The organism is Pedobacter sp. B4-66 (genome assembly GCF_018492665.1).
In the GTDB taxonomy this organism is placed as follows: Bacteria; Bacteroidota; Bacteroidia; order Sphingobacteriales; family Sphingobacteriaceae; genus Pedobacter.
In genome coordinates this window covers 298,738-319,220 of record NZ_JAFVME010000009.1, presented here as the reverse complement: position 1 = coordinate 319,220, position 20,483 = coordinate 298,738, and the positions used below count along the sequence as shown (strand labels likewise).

General features: G+C 37.1%; 17 protein-coding genes. 8 read left to right on the top strand and 9 right to left on the bottom strand.

The features are described from left to right. Nucleotides 1-36 precede the first annotated feature (36 nt). Nucleotides 37-1,398 (top strand): pyridoxal-phosphate dependent enzyme, encoded by a 1,362-nt coding sequence (locus tag J1905_RS16395; protein ID WP_214228373.1) that lies wholly within the window; start codon nt 37-39, stop codon nt 1,396-1,398. Nucleotides 1,399-1,493: 95 nt separating this feature from the next. On the opposite strand, the gene murA is transcribed toward J1905_RS16395, so the two are convergent. The 3 genes from murA to J1905_RS16380 form a co-directional block, all read right to left on the bottom strand. Next, nucleotides 1,494-2,819 carry a UDP-N-acetylglucosamine 1-carboxyvinyltransferase gene (gene murA, locus J1905_RS16390; RefSeq protein WP_214228372.1) on the bottom strand — a complete coding sequence of 442 codons (1,326 nt, stop codon included), beginning with the start codon at nt 2,817-2,819 and terminating at the stop codon, nt 1,494-1,496. A gap of 38 nt (nt 2,820-2,857) precedes the next feature. Continuing rightward, on the bottom strand, nt 2,858-3,532 hold the full coding sequence (locus J1905_RS16385; RefSeq protein WP_214228371.1) for a DUF4290 domain-containing protein: 675 nt from the start codon (nt 3,530-3,532) through the stop codon (nt 2,858-2,860). Between the two features lie 130 nt (nt 3,533-3,662). After that, nucleotides 3,663-5,984: an ATP-dependent helicase gene (locus J1905_RS16380; RefSeq protein WP_214228370.1), complete on the bottom strand. Its 2,322-nt coding sequence runs from the start codon at nt 5,982-5,984 to the stop codon at nt 3,663-3,665. A 271-nt stretch (nt 5,985-6,255) separates the two neighbouring features. Between J1905_RS16380 and J1905_RS16375 the strand changes: the two genes are divergently transcribed. Beyond that, entirely contained in the window at nt 6,256-7,407 is a 1,152-nt protein-coding gene (locus tag J1905_RS16375) for an acyltransferase (RefSeq protein ID WP_214228369.1), read from the top strand. Between the two features lie 7 nt (nt 7,408-7,414). On the opposite strand, the gene J1905_RS16370 is transcribed toward J1905_RS16375, so the two are convergent. Together J1905_RS16370 and J1905_RS16365 are read right to left on the bottom strand one after the other, a co-directional pair. Next, nucleotides 7,415-8,947, bottom strand: a complete 1,533-nt coding sequence (locus tag J1905_RS16370; RefSeq protein WP_214228368.1) for a PH domain-containing protein — start codon at nt 8,945-8,947, stop codon at nt 7,415-7,417. Nucleotides 8,948-8,949: 2 nt separating this feature from the next. After that, complete coding sequence (locus J1905_RS16365) at nt 8,950-9,465, bottom strand: PH domain-containing protein (protein ID WP_214228367.1); 516 nt, start codon at nt 9,463-9,465, stop codon at nt 8,950-8,952. Nucleotides 9,466-9,839: 374 nt separating this feature from the next. Between J1905_RS16365 and J1905_RS16360 the strand changes: the two genes are divergently transcribed. Further along, the gene (locus J1905_RS16360; protein ID WP_214228366.1) at nt 9,840-11,213 is read left to right on the top strand and encodes a dipeptidase; all 1,374 of its coding nucleotides are present in this window, start codon (nt 9,840-9,842) and stop codon (nt 11,211-11,213) included. A 148-nt stretch (nt 11,214-11,361) separates the two neighbouring features. Here the strand turns inward: J1905_RS16360 and J1905_RS16355 are convergent, their stop codons facing one another. After that, nucleotides 11,362-12,996, bottom strand: coding sequence for a M56 family metallopeptidase (locus J1905_RS16355; protein WP_214228365.1), 1,635 nt, complete (start codon nt 12,994-12,996; stop codon nt 11,362-11,364). Beyond that, the gene (locus tag J1905_RS16350) at nt 12,993-13,367 is read right to left on the bottom strand and encodes a BlaI/MecI/CopY family transcriptional regulator (RefSeq protein ID WP_214228364.1); all 375 of its coding nucleotides are present in this window, start codon (nt 13,365-13,367) and stop codon (nt 12,993-12,995) included. The genes J1905_RS16355 and J1905_RS16350 overlap by 4 nt, the downstream gene beginning before the upstream one ends. Before the next feature lie 189 nt (nt 13,368-13,556). Between J1905_RS16350 and J1905_RS16345 the strand changes: the two genes are divergently transcribed. Beyond that, nucleotides 13,557-14,459: a glycoside hydrolase family 25 protein gene (locus J1905_RS16345; RefSeq protein ID WP_214228363.1), complete on the top strand. Its 903-nt coding sequence runs from the start codon at nt 13,557-13,559 to the stop codon at nt 14,457-14,459. A gap of 120 nt (nt 14,460-14,579) precedes the next feature. Next, nucleotides 14,580-15,113, top strand: a complete 534-nt coding sequence (locus J1905_RS16340; RefSeq protein WP_214228362.1) for an RNA polymerase sigma-70 factor — start codon at nt 14,580-14,582, stop codon at nt 15,111-15,113. A 14-nt stretch (nt 15,114-15,127) separates the two neighbouring features. Here the strand turns inward: J1905_RS16340 and J1905_RS16335 are convergent, their stop codons facing one another. Then, on the bottom strand, nt 15,128-15,967 hold the full coding sequence (locus tag J1905_RS16335) for an outer membrane beta-barrel family protein (RefSeq protein WP_214228361.1): 840 nt from the start codon (nt 15,965-15,967) through the stop codon (nt 15,128-15,130). After that, nucleotides 15,867-17,357 (bottom strand): outer membrane beta-barrel protein, encoded by a 1,491-nt coding sequence (locus tag J1905_RS23745; protein ID WP_214228360.1) that lies wholly within the window; start codon nt 17,355-17,357, stop codon nt 15,867-15,869. The genes J1905_RS16335 and J1905_RS23745 overlap by 101 nt, the downstream gene beginning before the upstream one ends. A 140-nt stretch (nt 17,358-17,497) precedes the next feature. Here J1905_RS23745 and J1905_RS16325 point away from each other — a divergent pair, with 140 nt between their 5' ends. The 3 genes from J1905_RS16325 (at nt 17,498) to J1905_RS16315 (ending at nt 20,375) form a co-directional block, all read left to right on the top strand. Further along, nucleotides 17,498-18,517, top strand: coding sequence for a sensor histidine kinase (locus tag J1905_RS16325; protein ID WP_214228359.1), 1,020 nt, complete (start codon nt 17,498-17,500; stop codon nt 18,515-18,517). Further along, nucleotides 18,504-19,220 carry a LytR/AlgR family response regulator transcription factor gene (locus tag J1905_RS16320; protein WP_284445122.1) on the top strand — a complete coding sequence of 239 codons (717 nt, stop codon included), beginning with the start codon at nt 18,504-18,506 and terminating at the stop codon, nt 19,218-19,220. Before J1905_RS16325 ends, J1905_RS16320 begins: the two co-directional genes overlap by 14 nt. 84 nt (nt 19,221-19,304) lie before the next feature. Further along, nucleotides 19,305-20,375, top strand: a complete 1,071-nt coding sequence (locus J1905_RS16315; RefSeq protein ID WP_214228357.1) for a FecR family protein — start codon at nt 19,305-19,307, stop codon at nt 20,373-20,375. Nucleotides 20,376-20,483: the final 108 nt, after the last annotated feature.

Genomic DNA, 20,483 nt, shown 5'->3' with positions numbered 1-20,483 from the left:
AATAAAATTCCAATCTTCAATCTGTATTTTTGTGTCATGTGGTACAACAATATTTTAGAAACCATTGGTAATACACCATTGGTAAAATTGAATAACATTACGAAGGATATTCCGGCTACGATATTGGCTAAAATTGAGACAACCAACCCTGGGAACTCCATAAAAGATCGTATGGCTGTGAAAATGATAGAAGATGCTGAAAAAAGTGGCAAACTGAAACCAGGCGGGACTATTATAGAGGGAACATCCGGAAATACCGGTATGGGGCTCGCTATGGTTGCCATTATTAAAGGTTACAAGTGTATTTTTACTACCACTGATAAGCAATCAAAAGAAAAGGTGGATGCTTTGCGCGCCTTTGGAGCTGAGGTAATTGTTTGTCCAACCAACGTTGAACCAGAGGATCCAAGATCTTATTATTCAGTATCTACACGTTTGGAACGTGAGGTTCCTAACTCGTGGAAGCCTAATCAGTATGATAATTTATCTAACTCTCAGGCGCACTATGAGCAAACCGGCCCTGAGATTTGGGCACAAACAGAAGGGAAAATTACCCATTTGGTGGTAGGAGTTGGTACCGGGGGTACTATTTCAGGTACTGGGAAATACCTTAAAGAACAGAATCCTAATATTAAAGTATGGGGTATTGATACTTATGGTTCTGTGTTTAAAAAGTATAAAGAAACGGGGATCTTTGATAAAAACGAGATCTATCCTTATATCACTGAGGGGATTGGAGAAGATTTTCTGCCAAAGAATGTTGATTTTGATGTAATTGACCTTTTTGAAAAGGTAACGGATAAAGATGCTGCTTTGATGACACGTGAAATAGCACGTAAAGAGGGGATTTTTGTGGGTAATTCGGCAGGTTCTGCGGTTGCGGGATTGCTGCAATTAAAAGATAAATTGAAATCTGAAGATGTTGTTGTGATCATATTTCACGACCATGGCAGCAGGTATATGGGGAAAATGTATAATGAAGATTGGTTAAGAGAGCGTGGTTTCTTAAAAGATGAGAAACTTACTGCCGCTACCATTATTGATAAAAAAGACAAAACAGAAATTGTAACTATAGATTGTGAAAAGACTATTCTTGAGGCAATTAATACAATGCATATGCTAAATATCTCCCAGATTCCGGTTACTCAAAAAGAAATGGTTGTTGGTAAGTTGGCTGAGGGCGATATATTAAAGGCCTTAATGGAAAATCCTTCATTGAAATCAGCTAAGGTTCAGGAGATTATGTCATCTGGCTTTCCTTTTGTTGATCTCAACACATCAATTGATAGGATTTCTGCGTTAATAAATAAAGAAAATAGCGCAGTGTTGGTTGAAACTGAAGGGGGTAAGATTGAAATTATCACTCAGTATGACATCATCAATGCTATTTCTGCTTAAATAAGCAACCGAGACAAAAACCACTATACAGTAAAAAAGCCCCGATTTGGGGCTTTTTTATTTATAAGACTATGCTAAACAGCATAACAAAGCTTTTAATGTGTTGGAGCAGAAGCTTCGATACGCGTAATTTGCGCACCTAATGCACGTAAACGAATATCAATATCTTGATAACCACGTTCAATTTGCTCTATATTGAAGATTGTAGATTTTCCTTCAGCAGATAATGCAGCAATTAACAATGAAACTCCGGCACGTATATCTGGAGATGTCATACTGATACCTCTAAGTTTATATTTCTTATCGATACCGTTAACCGTTGCTCTGTGTGGGTCGCAAAGGATGATTTGAGCACCCATATCAATTAGTTTATCCACAAAAAACAGTCTGCTTTCAAACATTTTCTGGTGAATAAGTAAGTTTCCTCTTGCTTGAGTAGCAACAACTAACACAATACTTAAAAGATCGGGAGTGAAGCCAGGCCATGGAGAATCGGCAATGGTAAGCATTGAACCGTCTATAAATGACTCAATTACATAGTGCTTTTGAGAAGGAATAAAGATATCATCACCTCTTAATTCAAATTTGATACCGAGTTTTCTAAATACATCAGGGATTACACCAAGCTCAGAATAGCACACATTTTTAATGGTGATTTCAGACTCAGTCATTGCGGCTAATCCTATGAATGAACCTATTTCAATCATATCAGGAAGCATCCTGTGTTCAGTACCACCTAGTTTTTCAACTCCTTCAATAGTAAGGAGGTTAGAACCAACACCGGTGATTTTTGCACCCATGCGGTTTAGCATTTTACAAAGCTGTTGTAAATATGGCTCACATGCAGCATTATATATGGTAGTAATACCTTTAGCAAGTACAGCAGCCATAACAATGTTAGCTGTACCGGTTACTGATGCCTCATCTAATAATATATATGCACCTTGAAGGTTTGTTGCATCTACATTAAAGAACTCTTTTTTAGAGTCGTACACAAATTTAGCACCTAGTTTTTCAAAACCTAAAAAGTGTGTATCTAATCTTCTTCTGCCTATTTTATCACCTCCCGGTTTAGGGATTGCTGCAGTTCCAAAGCGGCCTAAAAGTGGACCAACTATCATGATTGAACCTCTTAAACCACCACCTTTAGCTTTAAAGGTATCGGATAAGAAAAATTTAAGGTCAATATTTTTAGCTTCAAAGGTGTAAGTGTCTTTTGATAAGCGCTCTATGGTTACACCCATGTCGCCTAACAATTCAATAAGCTTGTTTACATCTTTGATGTCTGGAATATTACTGATGGTAATTTTCTGATCTGTTAATAGAACAGCTGCAATGATTTGCAATGCCTCATTTTTTGCTCCCTGAGGGTGAATTTCACCCTTTAACTTCTTTCCACCAATTATTTCAAATGCGTTCATACTACTATTAAGGATCTAAATTTTAAAATTGGTAAGGATTAATGTTTTTGTTTAGGATTGTTGTTACGTTGCTGACGGTTGTTGTTGTTTTGTCTGCCTTTATTGTTGTTGTTATTTTGTCTGCCACGGTTGTTGTTATTAGAAGGTCTGCTAACAACAGGCTTAAATTCAACTTTATTTAGGTTAACATTTTCATCCAGTTCTAGTTGACCAGCAGATAGTTCACGTAAATTTTTGAAGATGGTTTCATCAGCTACGCTATCTTTATTCCAGGTAACATAAGCCATTTTCATGAAGTTTGCTATGCCTTGTACCATTGCCGCTCTGCGTTCCGGTTCATCAACAGCTATAGCTTTTTCAATCATTACTTCAACAGTTTTGCCGTAATGTTTGTATTTGATTCTTTGCTGAGGATAACCAATATGGTCAGGTTTTATTAAAGCTGCTTCAGGAGTAGGCTTTGGGTATGGGCTATCCACATCTATCTTATAACCGGATATGATGTGTAAATGATCCCAAAGTTTATGTTTAAAGTCGGCAACATCGCGTAAATGGGGATTCAGAAAGCCCATTAGGTCGATTACTGCCTGTGCATATTTATTACGTTCTTCACGATCTGCTAATTCTATAATGTACTTAACCATGTTTTGTACATTACGGCCGTATTCGGCTAGAATTAATTCGTTTCTTGTGGTATTATAGTCGAAATTCATTTAATTTATTTCTATGAAGTAGTCGTTCAGGAATAACGGCTAAATGTCCATTTTTATATAATTCTTGTTAGGATTATTTATAAGCGTTATGATTCTGTCTAAGTTAATACAGATTTAGCAAATATATATCTTATTTAACAATTCGCAATTTAGCAAATTTTAATAATAACTGCTTATTACCCAGTCCCTGAAAAAATACTGTTGCCTTAACGTCAGGTAAAGTGCCTTCTAAACTCACTATTTTACCGAATCCAAATTTCTCATGTTCTACATCCATACCGTTTTGGAATAGATTCGCTGCATCCGGGGCAAAGCCAGGAGTAGGCACGTGTGCCTTTGGTAGCAATGAAGTCGTTTTTGGTCTTGTAGGAGGGGTGCTGGTAGTAGCAGATCCTGATCCTGAGCTTGACATTCCAGGTTTTGGCTTGCTAAAACTATCTCTTTGTTGGGTCCAGCTTTTACGCTCACCATCAAAACTGTCTTGCCCTAGGCTACTTTTTGCTGGTTTGACCACCTCAATCTCTAAAAACTTTGCGTTGATTTCATTGATGAAGCGGCTTGGTTCACAGTTTGTTAAAGTTCCCCAACGATATCTAGATGTTGCGTACGTTAAAGTCAATTTTGTCTCGGCTCTTGTTACTGCTACATAAAATAAGCGCCTTTCTTCTTCCAGATCGGTACGTGAATTTATGCTCATTTGCGAAGGGAAGAGGTTTTCTTCCAGTCCTACAACAAATACGTTTTTAAACTCAAGTCCTTTTGAAGAGTGTATTGTCATCAAAGAAACAGTATCTTTTTCTTTTTCGTCTTGTCTATCATCATTGGTTAACAATGCAATATCCTGCATAAAAATAGCAAGACTTCTGTCTTCAATGTCTTCACGTTCAGCGAATTCTTTAACTCCATTCAGTAATTCCTGGATGTTTTCGTATCTGCTACGCCCTTCAATGCTATCGTCGGTATGCAGTTCTTTTAAAATCCCTGAATGCTGAGCAATGTATAGCGCAGTTTCGTAAGCATCCAATTTCTTTGCTTCAGCTGAAAAGCTTTGTATCATCATAGCAAAATCATTCAATTGATTTGCTATTCTACCTTCTATATATTGTTGAGGATTACATACTACTTGCCACATGGTGATGTCATGTTTGTCGGCAGCAACGATGATTTTCTCAACGGTAGTATCTCCAAGTCCACGACGAGGATAATTGATTACCCTTTTTATGGCCTCTTCATCACTAGGATTAAAGGTTAAACGGAAATAGGCAATTAAATCTTTTATCTCTTTACGTTGATAGAATGAGAGGCCTCCATATATTTTATAAGGAACATTCAGCTTTCTTAAGCCTTCCTCCATAGCCCTTGATTGGGCATTTGTTCTATATAGAATAGCAAAGTCATTAAATTTTAGTCCTTTTGAGCTGCGATCCTGAACAATTGCCTCAGCAACTAATTTACCTTCTTCATTATCAGTAAATGCACGCTGAACTTTAATTCTATCACCTTCTTCATTATCAGAAAATACGTTCTTTTCTAATTGATTTTTATTGTTTGCAATGATGCTATTGGCTACTTCAACAATATTTTGTGTAGAACGGTAGTTTTGCTCTAACTTATAAACTTGTAACTCAGGATAATCACGTTCAAAGTTTAATATGTTTTGGATATTTGCACCCCTAAAGGCATAAATACTTTGCGCATCATCACCCACAACACAGATATTCTGATATGCTGCAGCTAGTTTTTTAACAATAGTATATTGAGAAAAGTTGGTATCCTGGTACTCATCAACCATCAGGTACTTAAATTTCTGCTGGTATTTATTTAATACATCTGGATGATTTTTAAGCAAAACATTGGTTTTGAATAGTAAATCATCAAAATCCATTGCTCCGGCTTTAAAGCATCGTTTGGTATAGGTTTCATAAATAGAACCCATTAGTGGGCGTTTGTTGCTTACATCTTCAGCCTGAATTTCAGCGCTTTGAAGGTACTCTGAGTAAGAAACAAGATTATTTTTAGCAGAAGAGATTCTACCGTAAACAAAATTCGCATTATACAATTTATCGTCAAGCTGCATCTCTTTTAATATAGATCTGATCAGACTTTTACTATCGTCAGTGTCATATATGGTAAAGTTTGATGGATAGCCGATTTTTTCAGCTTCAACCCTTAGTATTTTAGAAAATACAGAGTGAAAAGTACCCATCCAGATGTTTTTTGCTTCTGGACCAACCACTTTCATGATCCTCTCACGCATATCTTTAGACGCCTTATTGGTAAAGGTAAGTACAAGGATATTAAAAGGATCTACCCCCTTTTCAATCAAATGAGCTACTCTATATGTAATAACACGTGTTTTGCCAGAACCGGCACCTGCAACTATCATTGCCGGGCCTTGTGTGTTTTCTACTGCTGCGCGTTGTTGGGGGTTTAAACCTGCTAAATAATCCAAAATCCGTTCCTGTTCTGCTTTGAGGGTATAATACTTAAGAAATTAATCTTTTTAGGTTACAAATCTACATTTTTTAGTAGTTGTTTCAAAAAGTATCTGGTACTGTTTACTGTTTTAGCCAACAGTATATTTATAATATAAAGTATGATCTGTTTGCCGTAAAATGAGACCAAATGTGGAATAAATGAGATTTTATAGGTCATTTAGATTTAATAGATTAACTACTTTTGACAATAGGTTGCCAAATTAAACCAACACACAACTTTATTTTATGAGCTCAATTTCTAATCCAATCCCCGAACGCATCGTTTGGGCGGATGTACTTCGCTTTATTGCCATGTTTATGGTAATAAGTGTGCATTGTACTGATCCCTTTAACATATCTCCTGCAGCGAGGTTAAATCCTGAATATAATTTCTGGGGCACAATTTATGGATCTGTTTTAAGGCCATGCGTTCCATTGTTTGTGATGCTTACCGGGATGTTATTGTTGCCTGTAAGACAGGAGATAGGGCCCTTTTATAAGAAAAGATTAACAAGAGTAATATATCCTTTTTTAATCTGGTCTGTTCTTTATAGCCTTTTTCCTTGGTTTACAGGTGTTTTAGGCTTAGAGCCATCTGTTATCACTAAGTTTTTTGTTTATGCAGGCGATTCGCCATCACAAGCCTTTAGTGATAGTTTGCATAATATTTTAATGATTCCGTTTAATTTTACACCTTTAAGTACCCACATGTGGTACATATATATGTTGGTTGGATTATATCTATTTATGCCAATCTTTTCTGCATGGATAAAGGAAGCTACCGATAAGCAAAAGAGAATGTATCTGTATTTTTGGGGAGCCACGCTTTTTATGCCATATCTGCATGAATATGTTGCTAAATATATGCTAGGTTCTTGTCCATGGAATGGGTCGTTTGATATGCTTTATTATTTTGCGGGTTTTAACGGGTACCTGCTTTTAGGCCATTATTTATCGAAGGGCAACGATTGGAGTATCTCAAAAACATTGCTGATTAGCGGGGCTTTATTTGCAGTGGGTTATGCCATTACCTATGTTGGCTTTGGTAAGATGGTGGCCGATCCTAAATCAACCGAAGAGCAGATTGAATTGTTCTTTCTTTACTGTACTCCAAACGTGTTTTTAATGACCATTTCGGTTTTTCTGGTAGCCCAGAAGATTAGAATTAGCAGCCCATTCTGGATTAATGTTTTTGCTAATCTTACTAAATTTGGCTTTGGAATTTATATGGTTCATTATTTCCTGGTAGGACCAAGCTTTATGGTAGTAGATTTCCTTAAGGTTCCAATTCCTATCCAGATTCCTGTAGCGGCGAGTATTACTTTTGCTGGTGCATGGTTGTTTACCGCGCTTGTTTATAGGTTATTACCGACAAAAGCTAAATGGATAATGGGTTAATCTCTAATTACATCCAATCCTTTTTGGAGATCTCGATTTTATAGGTCCAATAATTTACCAAACTTTTAATATGGGTGTAATTCCCGTATTTGAAATGAATTACACCGGCTGCAGTGTGGATGATCAAATGACCCACATCTGCAGCCTTATGCCAGAAATACTGTTTGGCTGTTATTGCCTGAATCTTATGGGGTTCAATGATTTCATATTCTACATCCCAAATACCGCTTCTTTTAATGATGAAATTCTCATCAACATATAATCTATGTCGTCTGAATTCGAAATACAGCATTACACCAACTATTATTATATATGGTATTATTAGTAATAAGTAATTTCTTAAAATCGGAAGGGCATAAGTGCTTAGTAATACAAATACTGCAATTGGAAACGCAATCCATATCATAGTTTGTAAAAAGATGAACCGGTAATTTGGCTTTAGTTCTGCACCGTTTACTGGAACCTGACCAAGGATCATATTTAAAACCTCATCACGTTCTAACTCATTGCAACCAGGGATTTCAATGTCGGATTTTTTGCTGTCCTCTTTATCCGCAGAATCAAAAGAAGCCTGCTTAATTTTCATGTTCAGCAGATCGAACTTCTTTTGGAAATAGTTTTGACTGTAGGCGCTTAACTGTACTTTATTGGGGGTTAATAGTACATTTTTATGGGTAAACAAGCCGGAGCTAATGGCAAGAGCCCTTTTTTGCTTAATGATCTTGAAGTTGAAATACTTTATAAATGTTCTGATGATGTTAGTGCCCAAAATGATGATTATGGCAAATACAGCAAGGAAACACAGGGAGAAAAGGGTGATGCCCTGGCTCAGCATGTGAGTAAACTGTTCGCGCTCAATCTCTAAGGCATCGGTGTAATCCTTAAACAATTGAAGTGTTCCGAAAATAAAACCGGTTAATAATAACAGACTGGCTCCATAATTAGAGGTTATACCAATTTTAAGTAAGGTATTGGTGCTTAATCTAAGAAGGGGTGAAGTGATTTCTACGGTCTTGTCACTTATTTCTGGACTGGTATTCTCTTCTTCTACCTGGTCGCGACTAAGTAGTTTTTGCTTAAGTATGGTAGCTGTGGCATGATCAATAGCTTTTATTGTAGCCTCTTTCTTTTCGCTTCCCGCGGTATCAATTTCCAGACTATAAACTCCAACTACTTGTTGCAATAGATTTTGATTGATATTAACCTGTTGAATCTTATTCAGTTGAATGGTTAGGGATGTTTTGCTGAAAATGCCATTATTTATGATGAATTCCTGTTTCTTCTCATCCAGAAAAAAGGTGAATTTTTGGTAGCTGAAATAGGCATAGAATGCAAGGACGATTGTTAACAGGCATAGCGAAACAATAAGAATCATTGCTAAATGCCCGGAATCCTTTGATTTAACTATAATCAAGATAAGGGGAAGCGCCAAAGCTCTTACTATTTTTTGAAAGCTATTGGCAAACATGATGATAATGCCTGCTGCTGATTGCTTTCGAGGCTCAGAAAAATCGTATTCCCTGTTAGTTGCTTCGGACATCGTTAATCAGCTTCATTTATTTGTTTCATGAGTAATTCTTTAATGCTTTTGGCTTTCTCAATTTGAATTCCGGGAATATGTAAGCTGCCGGAGCTACCACCTGCGGTGAAAATTCTTAATTCGCCTAGTCCGTATATTCTGGAAAACAAGCCTTCATCTAAAGCAATATGTTGTATTCTGGAGAAAGGGACTACAGTAGTAGATAGGGCTATGATTCCACTGGTGTACATAATGTCTTTTTCCCTAACTGCAAATCCCCTTTTTTTAAGACTAGCGCGGTAAAGAGTTATCATTAACAAGGCAAAAACAACATAAATCCCTAGTATTATATATAGGTATGCCCTTACATCAGCGTTAAATATTAACACTGTTGTAACTCCAATGCCAACAATTAGTAAAAAGATAAAGATATTTATCAGCATTACATTCCAGTACTTCTTGCTTAGGGAATTTAGCGGTACTTCTTCATATTTCGGTAATGATCCGGTATCTAATGTTTCATTGGTAAATTCCTTCATTCCTGCGTTTTTGATGTGTTGAACGAAGTTAAGGAATTATTTGACTAGAGTAGTACGGTTATCTTTTACCTTGTATAATAATCATTGGTATAAATTTGAAAATAGTTCTTGCTAATTTGTAACGGAATAGTTACCTTTATCGTGAGAGCGTTAATTTAAGGGGGTAAGTCTTAGGATTTATCCCTTTTCTTTTTGCGGCCATTCAAAGTTGGTAATCCAAAGTCTAAAATAGCGTACGCTGAGTACCACCAACTGGTATAATTTAATTAGTTTTGCTCCCACAAAATAAAGACTAATAATGGCTTATTTTTCTATAAAATAACCTAAAAGTGCTTTAAACTAACTTAAGAAAAATTCGTAAAAACTAATCTGTTATGCAAGAAATCAAAAAATATGTTGAAGAAAACAAGCAACGCTTTTTAGATGAGTTGTTTGAATTGTTACGTTTCCCATCGGTTAGTGCTGATCCAAAATATAAAGGAGATGTACTAAAAACTGCCGATTATGTTGCTCAAAAACTTAAAGATGCTGGTGCCGATAAAGTAGAGATTTGTGAAACAGCAGGCTATCCAATCGTTTACGGTGAGAAAATTGTTGATGAAAGTCTTCCTACGGTATTAATTTACGGGCACTATGATGTGCAGCCGGCAGATCCGTTGGAATTATGGAAAACTCCTCCATTTGAGCCTACAATACGTGATGGAAAGATCTATGCCCGTGGTGCTTGTGATGATAAAGGTCAGTTTTACATGCATGTAAAAGCTTTTGAATTGATGATGAAGACCAATACCCTGGCATGTAATGTTAAATTCATGATTGAGGGTGAGGAAGAAGTAGGTTCAGCAAATCTTGGCATTTTTGTAAATGCTAATGTAGAGCGTTTAAAAGCTGATGTGGTGTTGATTTCTGATACATCAATGATCAGTATGGAAAATCCTTCAATTGAAACCGGATTACGTGGTTTAGCCTATATGGAAGTTGAAGTTGTTGGTCCAAACCGTGATTTACACTCAGGTGTGTATGGTGGTGCTGTAGCAAATCCAATTACTATATTGTGCAAAATGATTGCTTCATTACATGACGAAAACAATCACATTACCATACCAGCTTTTTATGATAAAGTGGTTGAGCTTACTGATGGGGAGAAGACAGCTTTAAACTCGGCTCCATTTGATTTGCAAGAATATAAAAAAGACCTTGAAATTGATGCTGAGTGGGGAGAGAAAGGTTATTCGACATTAGAACGCACCGGAACCAGACCTACTTTAGAGGTAAATGGTATTTGGGGTGGTTATATAGGAGAGGGTGCTAAAACTGTACTTCCTTCAAAAGCGAATGCCAAAATTTCTATGCGCTTGGTGCCTCACCAAAGTTCAGATGAAATTGCAGAGATCTTTACCAAGCATTTTGAAAGCATCGCTCCTGATTATGTTAAGGTTAAAGTTACTGCACATCATGGTGGTGAGCCTGTAGTAACACCTACCGATAGTATAGCTTACCGTGCAGCTGAACAGGCTATTGTTGATTCTTTTGGTAAAAAACCGATCCCTACGCGTGGTGGTGGAAGTATTCCTATTGTTGCTTTATTTGAAAGTGCGTTGGGTATTAAATCTGTGCTTTTTGGCTTTGGTTTGGATAGCGATGCCCTACACTCGCCAAATGAGAAATATGATATTTATAACTATTACAAAGGAATTGAAACATTGCCTTTGTTCCATAAGTACTTTGCGGAATTGAGTAAAGGGTAGTTGCCTTTTGACTTCAGTCCGCCTATTTAATAAAAACACCAATATTCCTTCTCTCCTCACAGCAGTGAAAAACTGCTGCGCATGTCGATCAGGAACATTGGTGTTTTTATTTATAGTGCTTTATCCTAAGACTGATTTTATTTAATCTTTAGTGTCCGGCTAGTATCTTCGTAACGATAACAATTAGCCCTTTTCTGGCACTTTCATTGTATTCAGTAACAGCCTTGTCTCCCTTAAATACACGAATTGTTTTTAGACCTCTTGGGTATATTACCTCATCAAGTTTAAATCCATTTTTGGTTTTTTTGTAACTTGCTTCCTTACCGTCAACAAGAATTACAGGGTCTGTAAGCGGAGTTCCAGCTAGGTAGTTCACAATTTTTCCAGCTTCTTCTTTTGTCTCATCCTGAGCGATAAACATTGGCAGTTGTTTAGTATATCCACCAAATAACATGTTTGCTTTACTATTTAATAATTTTTTGTCGCTTGGATATTTATCCTCGTTACCTGAATAGATGAAGCCTTTATAGAAATGATAGGTGCCTTTTGTCAGTGATACTGTATCATTAAATTCGTTAAGGTAAGCCAAATAATCATCCTGCCATTCAAAATTATCAGATTCTAACATTTTAAAATTACCCGCTTTCTTATTCTCATTAACCTCAAAGGATATAATGATTATGCCCTCCTTGAAGTTTCGGCCAGTTCCCTCCCTTTTGAAATTGTGGGTATAATCACTCAGGTTAATCGGAATATCTTGGCGACGAGATTCTAACTCCTTTAATTGTGAAACATTGTTTTTTTTCTTCTTATTTTTCATCTTAAGAGCAGAGGTAGTCTCGATCTCGCGCTTTAAATTCCCGATTGGATTGATGTCGGTTTTGGGATGATTTATAATGATTGGGACTACCTTGTCGGTAATCTTAGTAATGATTTTCGCTTCAGCACCGGTGGCTGATGAAAAAATAACCATACCTGCAAAAAGAGGTACTGAGAGCCCATACTTCAGTATGGCAACCTTACGAGATTTTGTTTTGTGTAACATAATGATTCTCCTTTTTAATAATGATTGATTATAAAAACTGTTTGTTAATTGCTGAGGTTGGGTATCAAAAACATTGGAGACCAGCAAGAGCGCATATGCTGATTTACTTTCCAATGTTGAGGCGGCAGTTTCGTCTGCAATAAATTCATGTATATTTTTAATGGCATTTTTATATAGGTAGGCGATGGGGTTGAACCAGTTCATAGCAGTAAAAAGCTCAAAGAAAATCACATCGGCAGAATGCCATTGTTTTGCATGTACCAGCTCATGTTTCATGATGGTTTCCTGACCTTCCAGGTCATTATCTACAGAAATTGTATTAAAAAAGCTAAATGCCTGTCCTTTACTACCTCGTTTTAAAATTTGGTTTAGTAGATAGAGCTTTCTTAAAAAATTGATCAAAAAGACCGCGGTTACCAAGCCGTAGATTATCAAAAACCATTCTATAGCAGATAGGGAAGATTCTTCTGCTTTAAGTGTTGCTATAATAGTGGTCGTTTGGGAGACTGTAACCACAGCTTCTATGTTTTGAGCTAATTGCTGCACCTTTTCAGTAACAAATAGTTCCTTTATCCAATCTGCACGTAAAAGTGGAATGAAAAGAGCGAACGCAGCCGAGCCAACCAAATAGAAGCGGTTTAGCCTAAAGAACGTCTCATTACGAAGTAATACAAGATAAAAAAGATAGAAGAGGAGCAGGTAGAGATTTACCTGCAAAAGGTAGGTTAGAGCGTTCATTTTTGATTCTTTTTAAGGTCTTCAATTAGTTTTAGTATTTCATCAGCTTCTTTTAAGTCTACCTTTTCTTGCTTCAGAAAGAAGGAAAACATCTTTTCAACAGAATTGCCGAAATAGCTATTCAATAATTTGCCTGTAGCAAATTCCTTATACTCATCTATACTGATAATAGGGAAGTACCGATGAGTAGTGCCAAAAGCCTCATGATTTACAAAACCCTTACCTTCTAATATTCTGATAATTGTAGATACTGTTGTGGTTGCAGGCTTGGGGTCTGGAAGTTGTTCTATTACATCCTTTACAAAAGCTTGTTTAAGTTCCCATAGCACTTGCATGATCTGTTCTTCTGCCTTGGTCAATTCTTTCATCATTGGGATTGGTATAAAAATATTTGGTTAACATTCAATTTTAATCCTAATTCAATGTATTAAAACATAGTGGGTTAGAATATAAACCTAATATAGAACTAATATTTTAGTTGCGCAACTAAAATATTAGTTTCTTCAAATATTTTTTTACAACCATCCAAAATTGGCTATATAATGTATTTTTGCAGCATCATGCCGCCAGCACAAAGAAAAACACCTGTTTCGCAAAAGACATCCATTCCCCGAAAAACTACTGTACCGCGTAAAAAAGCTGCTCCAAGAAAAAAGCAAGTGAAGAAAAAGCCCTGGTCTATGCAGTTTAAGTTCTTCCTTGTGGCTGTGCTACTTGTTCTGTTGTCTCCTTTTTATTATGCTTATATTATTAAAGGGTTTACTTCAACATGGAGGTGGTTAAAGGATATGGGGGAGGATCCTGCTTATCGTTCTTATAGGAGCTTTAATATCCGAATACCAAAGAATTACAATATACATGGTATAGATGTTTCTTATTATCAGGGTAAAATTGATTGGAAAAGGGTTAAGGCTATGGAAGAAGATGATGTGCGTGTACACTTTGCCTTTATAAAGGCTACGGAAGGAATGCTTAGTGTTGATCCTTATTTTCAACGAAACTGGCGTGAAGCTGCCAAGGTAGGCATCGTTTGTGGAGCATATCATTTTTTCAGGCCACAGAAATCAGGCAGTTGGCAGGCTAAGTTCTTTCTACAAACTGTAAAGTTTGAAGCTGGTGACCTTCCTCCAGTAGTTGATATTGAACAATTAAATGGAACTTCTCCTGCTAATATGAGAGCTCAATTAAAGGAGTTTGTTTCTTATGTAGAAAAGAAAGAGCAAGTGAAGCCAATTATTTATACAGGTTTGTCATTTTACAACGACTATCTCAAAGGATATTTTGATGATTATCCTTTATGGATTGCACATTATCACCAACCTAAGCTTAAAGTTAATGATGCTACTAAATGGTTCTTTTGGCAACATTCTGATAAGGCCAGAATCTCTGGTATTAATCATGCGGTGGATTTTAATGTTTTTAAAGGAGACAGTACCACTTTTACACAAATGTTGATTAAATAAAGTCCTTTCTGAGAGTATTTAGACTTCACTATGAATCATAAAGAAAAATAAGTGCAGATATAAAAATATATTGAATCATTATTTCTAATATTACTAAAAATTAGTTTTAAATATTGGGATATGCAGGAGCTGATCATTCGCATTCGGGAAAATGAGGACGAATCTGCATTTAATGAACTTTATGAGGGTTATGCACATAAGTTTTTCCAATTCGCACAATCATTTGTGGGGGAGCGAGAGATTGCCGAAGAAATTGTAAACGATGTATTGGTGAAGCTTTGGATGGAGCGCAATAAAAACCTGCACATTAAAAACATGCAGGTTTATCTTTATGCATCCATCAAAAACGGCTGTTTAAATCATTTACGTAGTGTATCTTCAAAAAAAAATAATGAAATTAAGGTAACTGAAGCCTATTATTTCCATCTATCTATAGATCCATCTCAAATCCTGATTAGTAAAGAATTATCTGATAATATGTTAAAGGCTGTCAATGAACTGCCTGCCAGATGCAAACTCATTTTTAAAATGGTAAAAGAAGATGATCTCTCTTGTAAAGAGGTGGCGACTATCCTTGGGTTATCTGACAAGACCGTGTTTGCACAACTATCTATTGCACTTAAGAAATTAGACTCAGCAATTCACAGCAAATAGATATTAAAGTAATACTACGGTGTTGTAGTCAGCACGCGGTTTTGTTCATCCATGGCACCGTTCCTGTCCCTAAGCCTTTTATTATCCTTTGCATTTTTACTGATCTTGTAACTGAAAGACAGGATTACCGTCCTGCTGTCTCCACGATTTTTATAATTGGCACCAGATCCTGCTACATTTATAATTTTTCCACGGGTAATTGCTGAATAAAACAAATCGCTGCCGTTGATGCCAATTGAGCCATTTCCTTTAAATAATTGTTGTTTAATGCCTGCACGCCATGCCATTATTCCCTTAGTTGTATTCTGTCCTGAAAATGATCTACCTCCCCAGTTCATAACCAACTCTGCTGTGCAACTTTTGCTGATCGCAAAACGATTGAACCAGTTGAATGAATATGCAAAAAATGTGGTGTCTATACGTTTATCATCCAAAAGTATGTTCATATGAATTCGTTCCGGGTTTATCGAAAAATCAGTATTCCACCATTTAAATATATCTTTATTGTAGGTGATCATTAGTCCGGCAATCTGCAGGTTACCGGTATTTTCCGGTCGTTTTACATACACATCATTCATAGGCCGAATTACGGATCCGCTGATGTTGGACAAGTCTGAGTAATATAGTATTGTGTTCAGCTGCTCTTTGAATACATGTGTCAACTCAAATGTATTTGTAAAATCAGGTTTTAAAAATGGATTTCCTACTACTTGATTGTAGCGTTGCACCAACGAAAGGAAGGGATTAAGACGGTCATATCCCGGGCGCCCAATTCGTCTGCCATAGCTGAAAAAAAAAATGGTTGGTATTTGTGGTGTCCGGTTTAAAAGAAATAAACAGTGTAGGGAAAGCATTTAGATAACTTCGGTGGAAAGAAGAGTCGGCAACCATAGCGTTTCCAAGCTGGTGCCCATTGGATTGTGTGTGCTCGGCTCTTAAACCTGCCTTTATTCCAAATCTACCAATTTCTTTAAATCCTTCCAGGTAAGCTGCAGAGATCGTTTCCTTGTAATAGAATTGGTTGCTGCGGTTATAGTCAACTTGCTCGGCGCGCACTTCACCCGTAAAATAATTAGCCTTGTTGTCTGTGCTAACCTTGCTGATTTTTAGACCCATATTGAGCTTGATCTTGCTTTTTAACGGTATGGCTAAATCTGTCTTTGCCGAATAGATATTGATTTGCCTCGGTAACATACCGTGTATCCTTTCTTTATTCAACAATTCACCCTGTGGAGTAAATGTGTGATTACTAAATACCTGGTCAATTTGTGTATGGTATTGGCCATAATCCAAATCCATACTCAGTTCCGTACCTAATGAATCAAATTGGTGTACCATATTCAAATTCATCAGTTGGTTTCGGAATTTATTATTGGCATCATTTGCCGAGCAGATTGAAGAATCGAGCTGATGCGCAGCATTGAAGATCCTGTTGCGGTTTTCTCCTCGTTCAGTTACTGAATTCCTGGTTGCGTTTGCTATAAATCCAATAGTGTTTTTTTTGTTGAGGTAATAATCTGCACCAAGTTTGATGTTTCCATAACTGCGGGTATAAACGATTTCACTTTCCTGATCTAATGTTGTCATGGGTGTCCCATCAGGGTTTAGAAAATGCCTGAGGGACGAGGCGTTTTCGAAGTCTTTGGGACTACCAGCCCCGGCATTGGCAAATAGATTTAGTTTACCTACTCTATAATTCATATTTAAAGAGCCATTCGCTTTTCGATAGACGCCTGTTCCCACATTACTGGATAGTGATGCATTATATCCGGGTTGTTTGTTCTTTTTGGTGATGATATTGATGACTCCTCCACTGCCCGCTGCATCATATTTGGCAGGCGGATTGGGCAATAATTCGATCTTGTCCAGCAAATCGGTAGGCAGGGACTTAAGATAAGCTGCAAGATCTGATCCGGATAGGTAAGTTGGTTTGCCATCCACATAAATCGTTGCACCCTTGCCCATCAGGTTAACATTCCCATCATCATTTACCCGCAGTCCGGGCAAACGTCCTAGCAAATCCAGAGCATCAGTTCCTGCAGTGCTAATGAAACCAGAAACGTTGACTATTGTCCGATCTATTTTTCGTTCTATCATTTTTTTTCGGTTATTGATGATGACCTCTTTCAGTAGTTTCGTTTTAGTTACAGTGTCCTTTTTCAAGGTATCATTCTGTGCTTTTTTGTCTTGTGCCTTTGTAATAAGAGCCCCGATCAAGAGGATGAGAATAAAGTATTTTTTCATAGCTCATTTATATGGTTATGCTGTCCAAATTACTTTTGATGAGGGGGTGTAAAGAGTATAATCGTTGAACCCCTGAATCACCTCGATAAACGCCTGAAAATTCACAGTTTATTTTTTAGTAAATAATGTAGTTTTGAGTTATGAAGAAGAAGACAGGGATACTAGTTGTTGCTTTCCTGGTGTTTTACAGTATGATACATCTTGGCAGGTATCTGCCAGATCTTTATAATGGCAAATTTAGCCTGGTAGATGAGCGAAGCTATGATGTGCGTTTGGTCAGTCTAATGGTCGATGTAATACTGTCTTTTCTGTTTGTCTGGAGTACTTACTATACTTTATATCTCTTCTATCCCACAAGAAAATACTTTCAACTGGCAGTTGCCTTGATCACTACTTTCGTCGCCTGCTTCGTTATCAGTTATATAGGTTCCCGATGGTTTTCAGTGGACCATATCCGCATGTCGCAGTTTTTCAGGGGGCAAATCTTGTACAGTGCCTTTTATGTTGTTTTTGCTATGGTATTTTATTTTGTGCAATATGCGCAGTTTAAGGAATTGCGGGAACGGGAGCTGGCTGTTCAAAACCGGGATTCGTCGCTGGCTTTTCTCCGCTCGCAAATTAACCCTCATTTTCTGTTCAATAACCTCAATAATATCTATTCACTAGTCTATCATCAATCAGATCAATCCTTAGCAGCTATTTCCGGCTTATCCGAGTTACTGCGATATATGCTGTATGATACCAGTGAGACAATTAGCCTTGAAAAGGATGTCCATTATCTTGAAAAATACATTGAATTAGAGCAGTTACGATTTGAAAAGCCCTGTAAACTCAACTTTAACTATACTAGTACCTCTTCGGTTCAATTGCCTCCATTCTTGCTCATCCCTTTTATAGAAAATGCATTTAAGCACGGAGCCATTGCTGCTGACCATGCCTGGCTAGATATCAGCATCAGTACTGCGCCTAACCATGAGGTAGTTTTTCGCTGTACCAATGATGTTGGTGTAAAGCATAAGGATCATGTCGGCGGAATCGGGATTGAAAACGTCCGTAAACGTCTGGAGTTACTTTATCCTGGTAATCACCGTTTGGATATTGAAGATGAGGGTAATATCTTTAAGGTTGAATTGAAATTGGGTGCATATGAAAACCGTTAACTCCATTTCCTGCGTTGTTGTCGACGATGAATTTCCAGCGGTGAAGTTGCTGGCAGACTATGTGCAAAGAAGTAGCGGACTTGAGCTGTTGCTCAAAACAACTTCTGCATTGGAGGCTCTTGGCTTCATCAATGATAATCAGGTCGACCTGGTTTTTATGGACGTGCAAATGCCTGAGCTTAGTGGCATGGAGTTAATGAACATCATCAAAAACTCCGGTACCAAAGTTATCCTCACGACGGCCTATACAGATTACGCGGTGGCAGGATATGAGCAAGATGTGGTAGATTACCTGCTTAAACCCATTACTTTTGAGCGCTTCCTGATGTCGGTCAATAAAGCCCGAGCGCGCATATCCAATGAAAAAGCGATCACCATGCAAAGTCAGGTAGCAACCCCCTTATACATTTTTTTAAAAAGTGAATACCGTATCCAAAAGGTTTCCCTCGCTTCAATTCAATATATCGAAGGGCTTGGTGATTACATTAATCTACATACCACTACCGGAAAAATTCTATCGCTGGAGCGTATGAAGAATATAGAAGAAACTCTTCCTCCAAGTTTTCTTCGTATTCATAAGTCTTATATCATCAACATCGACCAAATTGACTTTATAGAAAAAGGTCGCATTATCATCAATAAAGAATACCTTCCTATTGGCGACTCTTATAAAGAGAAAGTAAAGCATCATTTAGGTTTATAGTCGTAGCGGAGAAAAAATATTTTTATTTCTTTTAGGAATATCGATGTACTCAGGTGTCTTTACCTTAGAACACTATTTATACATATGATAAAATCCAGGTTTATTGAATTAATGGCTAAAAGCATGTCTAAGTCTGCAACAGTAGAAGAATTAGATGAGCTCGAAGTTTTTTTTGTTCATTTTCCGGAATATAGAAAGATGCAGGCTTTTACGGATGCATTAACAACAGAGGAAAAACAATCAGATACTTTAATGGAGCAAAAGGTTATTCATAAAAAGATCGATGGCCTTTGGGATAGGATCAGAGTAGAAGAAAGTATTGTAATGCCTGTTAAAGAGGCAAAGATAATGCCTTTAATGTATTGGAAATGGATAGCTGCGGTATTAGTTGTGGGTGTGTTAGCTGTATTCTTCTACGGAAGAAAGCCTGCCGTTCCAGATCAGTTTGCAGGTTCAGAAATGCATCGGATCGACGTTCCTTTTGGGAAAACCAAAGAATTGAAATTGTCTGACGGTACAAAAGTTAAATTGAATGCCGGAAGTACATTTATTTATCCGGAAGTGTTTTCAGCAACAAGCAGGGATGTTAGTCTTAAAGGGGAAGGTTTTTTTCAAGTAGAAAAAAATCTTAAAAGACCATTCCTGGTACATACAGAGAAGCTTGTTGTGAAGGTATTGGGTACTGTATTTAATGTTAAGGCTTATTCAACAGATAAAAAGACAGAAACAACATTGCTTAGTGGGAAAATTCTGGTTGAATTAAATGATAAGCCTGAAAAGAAGATATTAATGTTGCCTAATGAAAAGCTCACTGTTGCTAATGATGTAGAACGTGGTCCAAAAACCGATACAAAAGAAGCTGTATTAGAATATCAATTAGAAAGGTTGTCTCAAGCTAATACCTCGGATGTTAAAGAAATAGCCTGGCTAAGCAATAAAATGATCTTTACGAATGAGAATTTTGAAGAGGTTGTTAAACAAATAGAAAGACGGTTTGACGTGAAAGTGGCATTTGACGATGAAACCTTGAAAAAAGAGGAAATTAGTGGGGTGTTCGAAGAAGAATCACTGGAACAGGCACTCTCATTGATAAAAATGACTACACCATTCAAGTTTAGAAAAGACAAGGGAGTGATCCATCTCTCTGCACCATAAACGCTAATAATTAACCAATAATAAAAAACCAAATTAAACTAAAAATGAAGAAGTTTTATCTGACCGATTCCTGAAGATCCGCAAATAAATAAGGGAAGAATTGCAGTT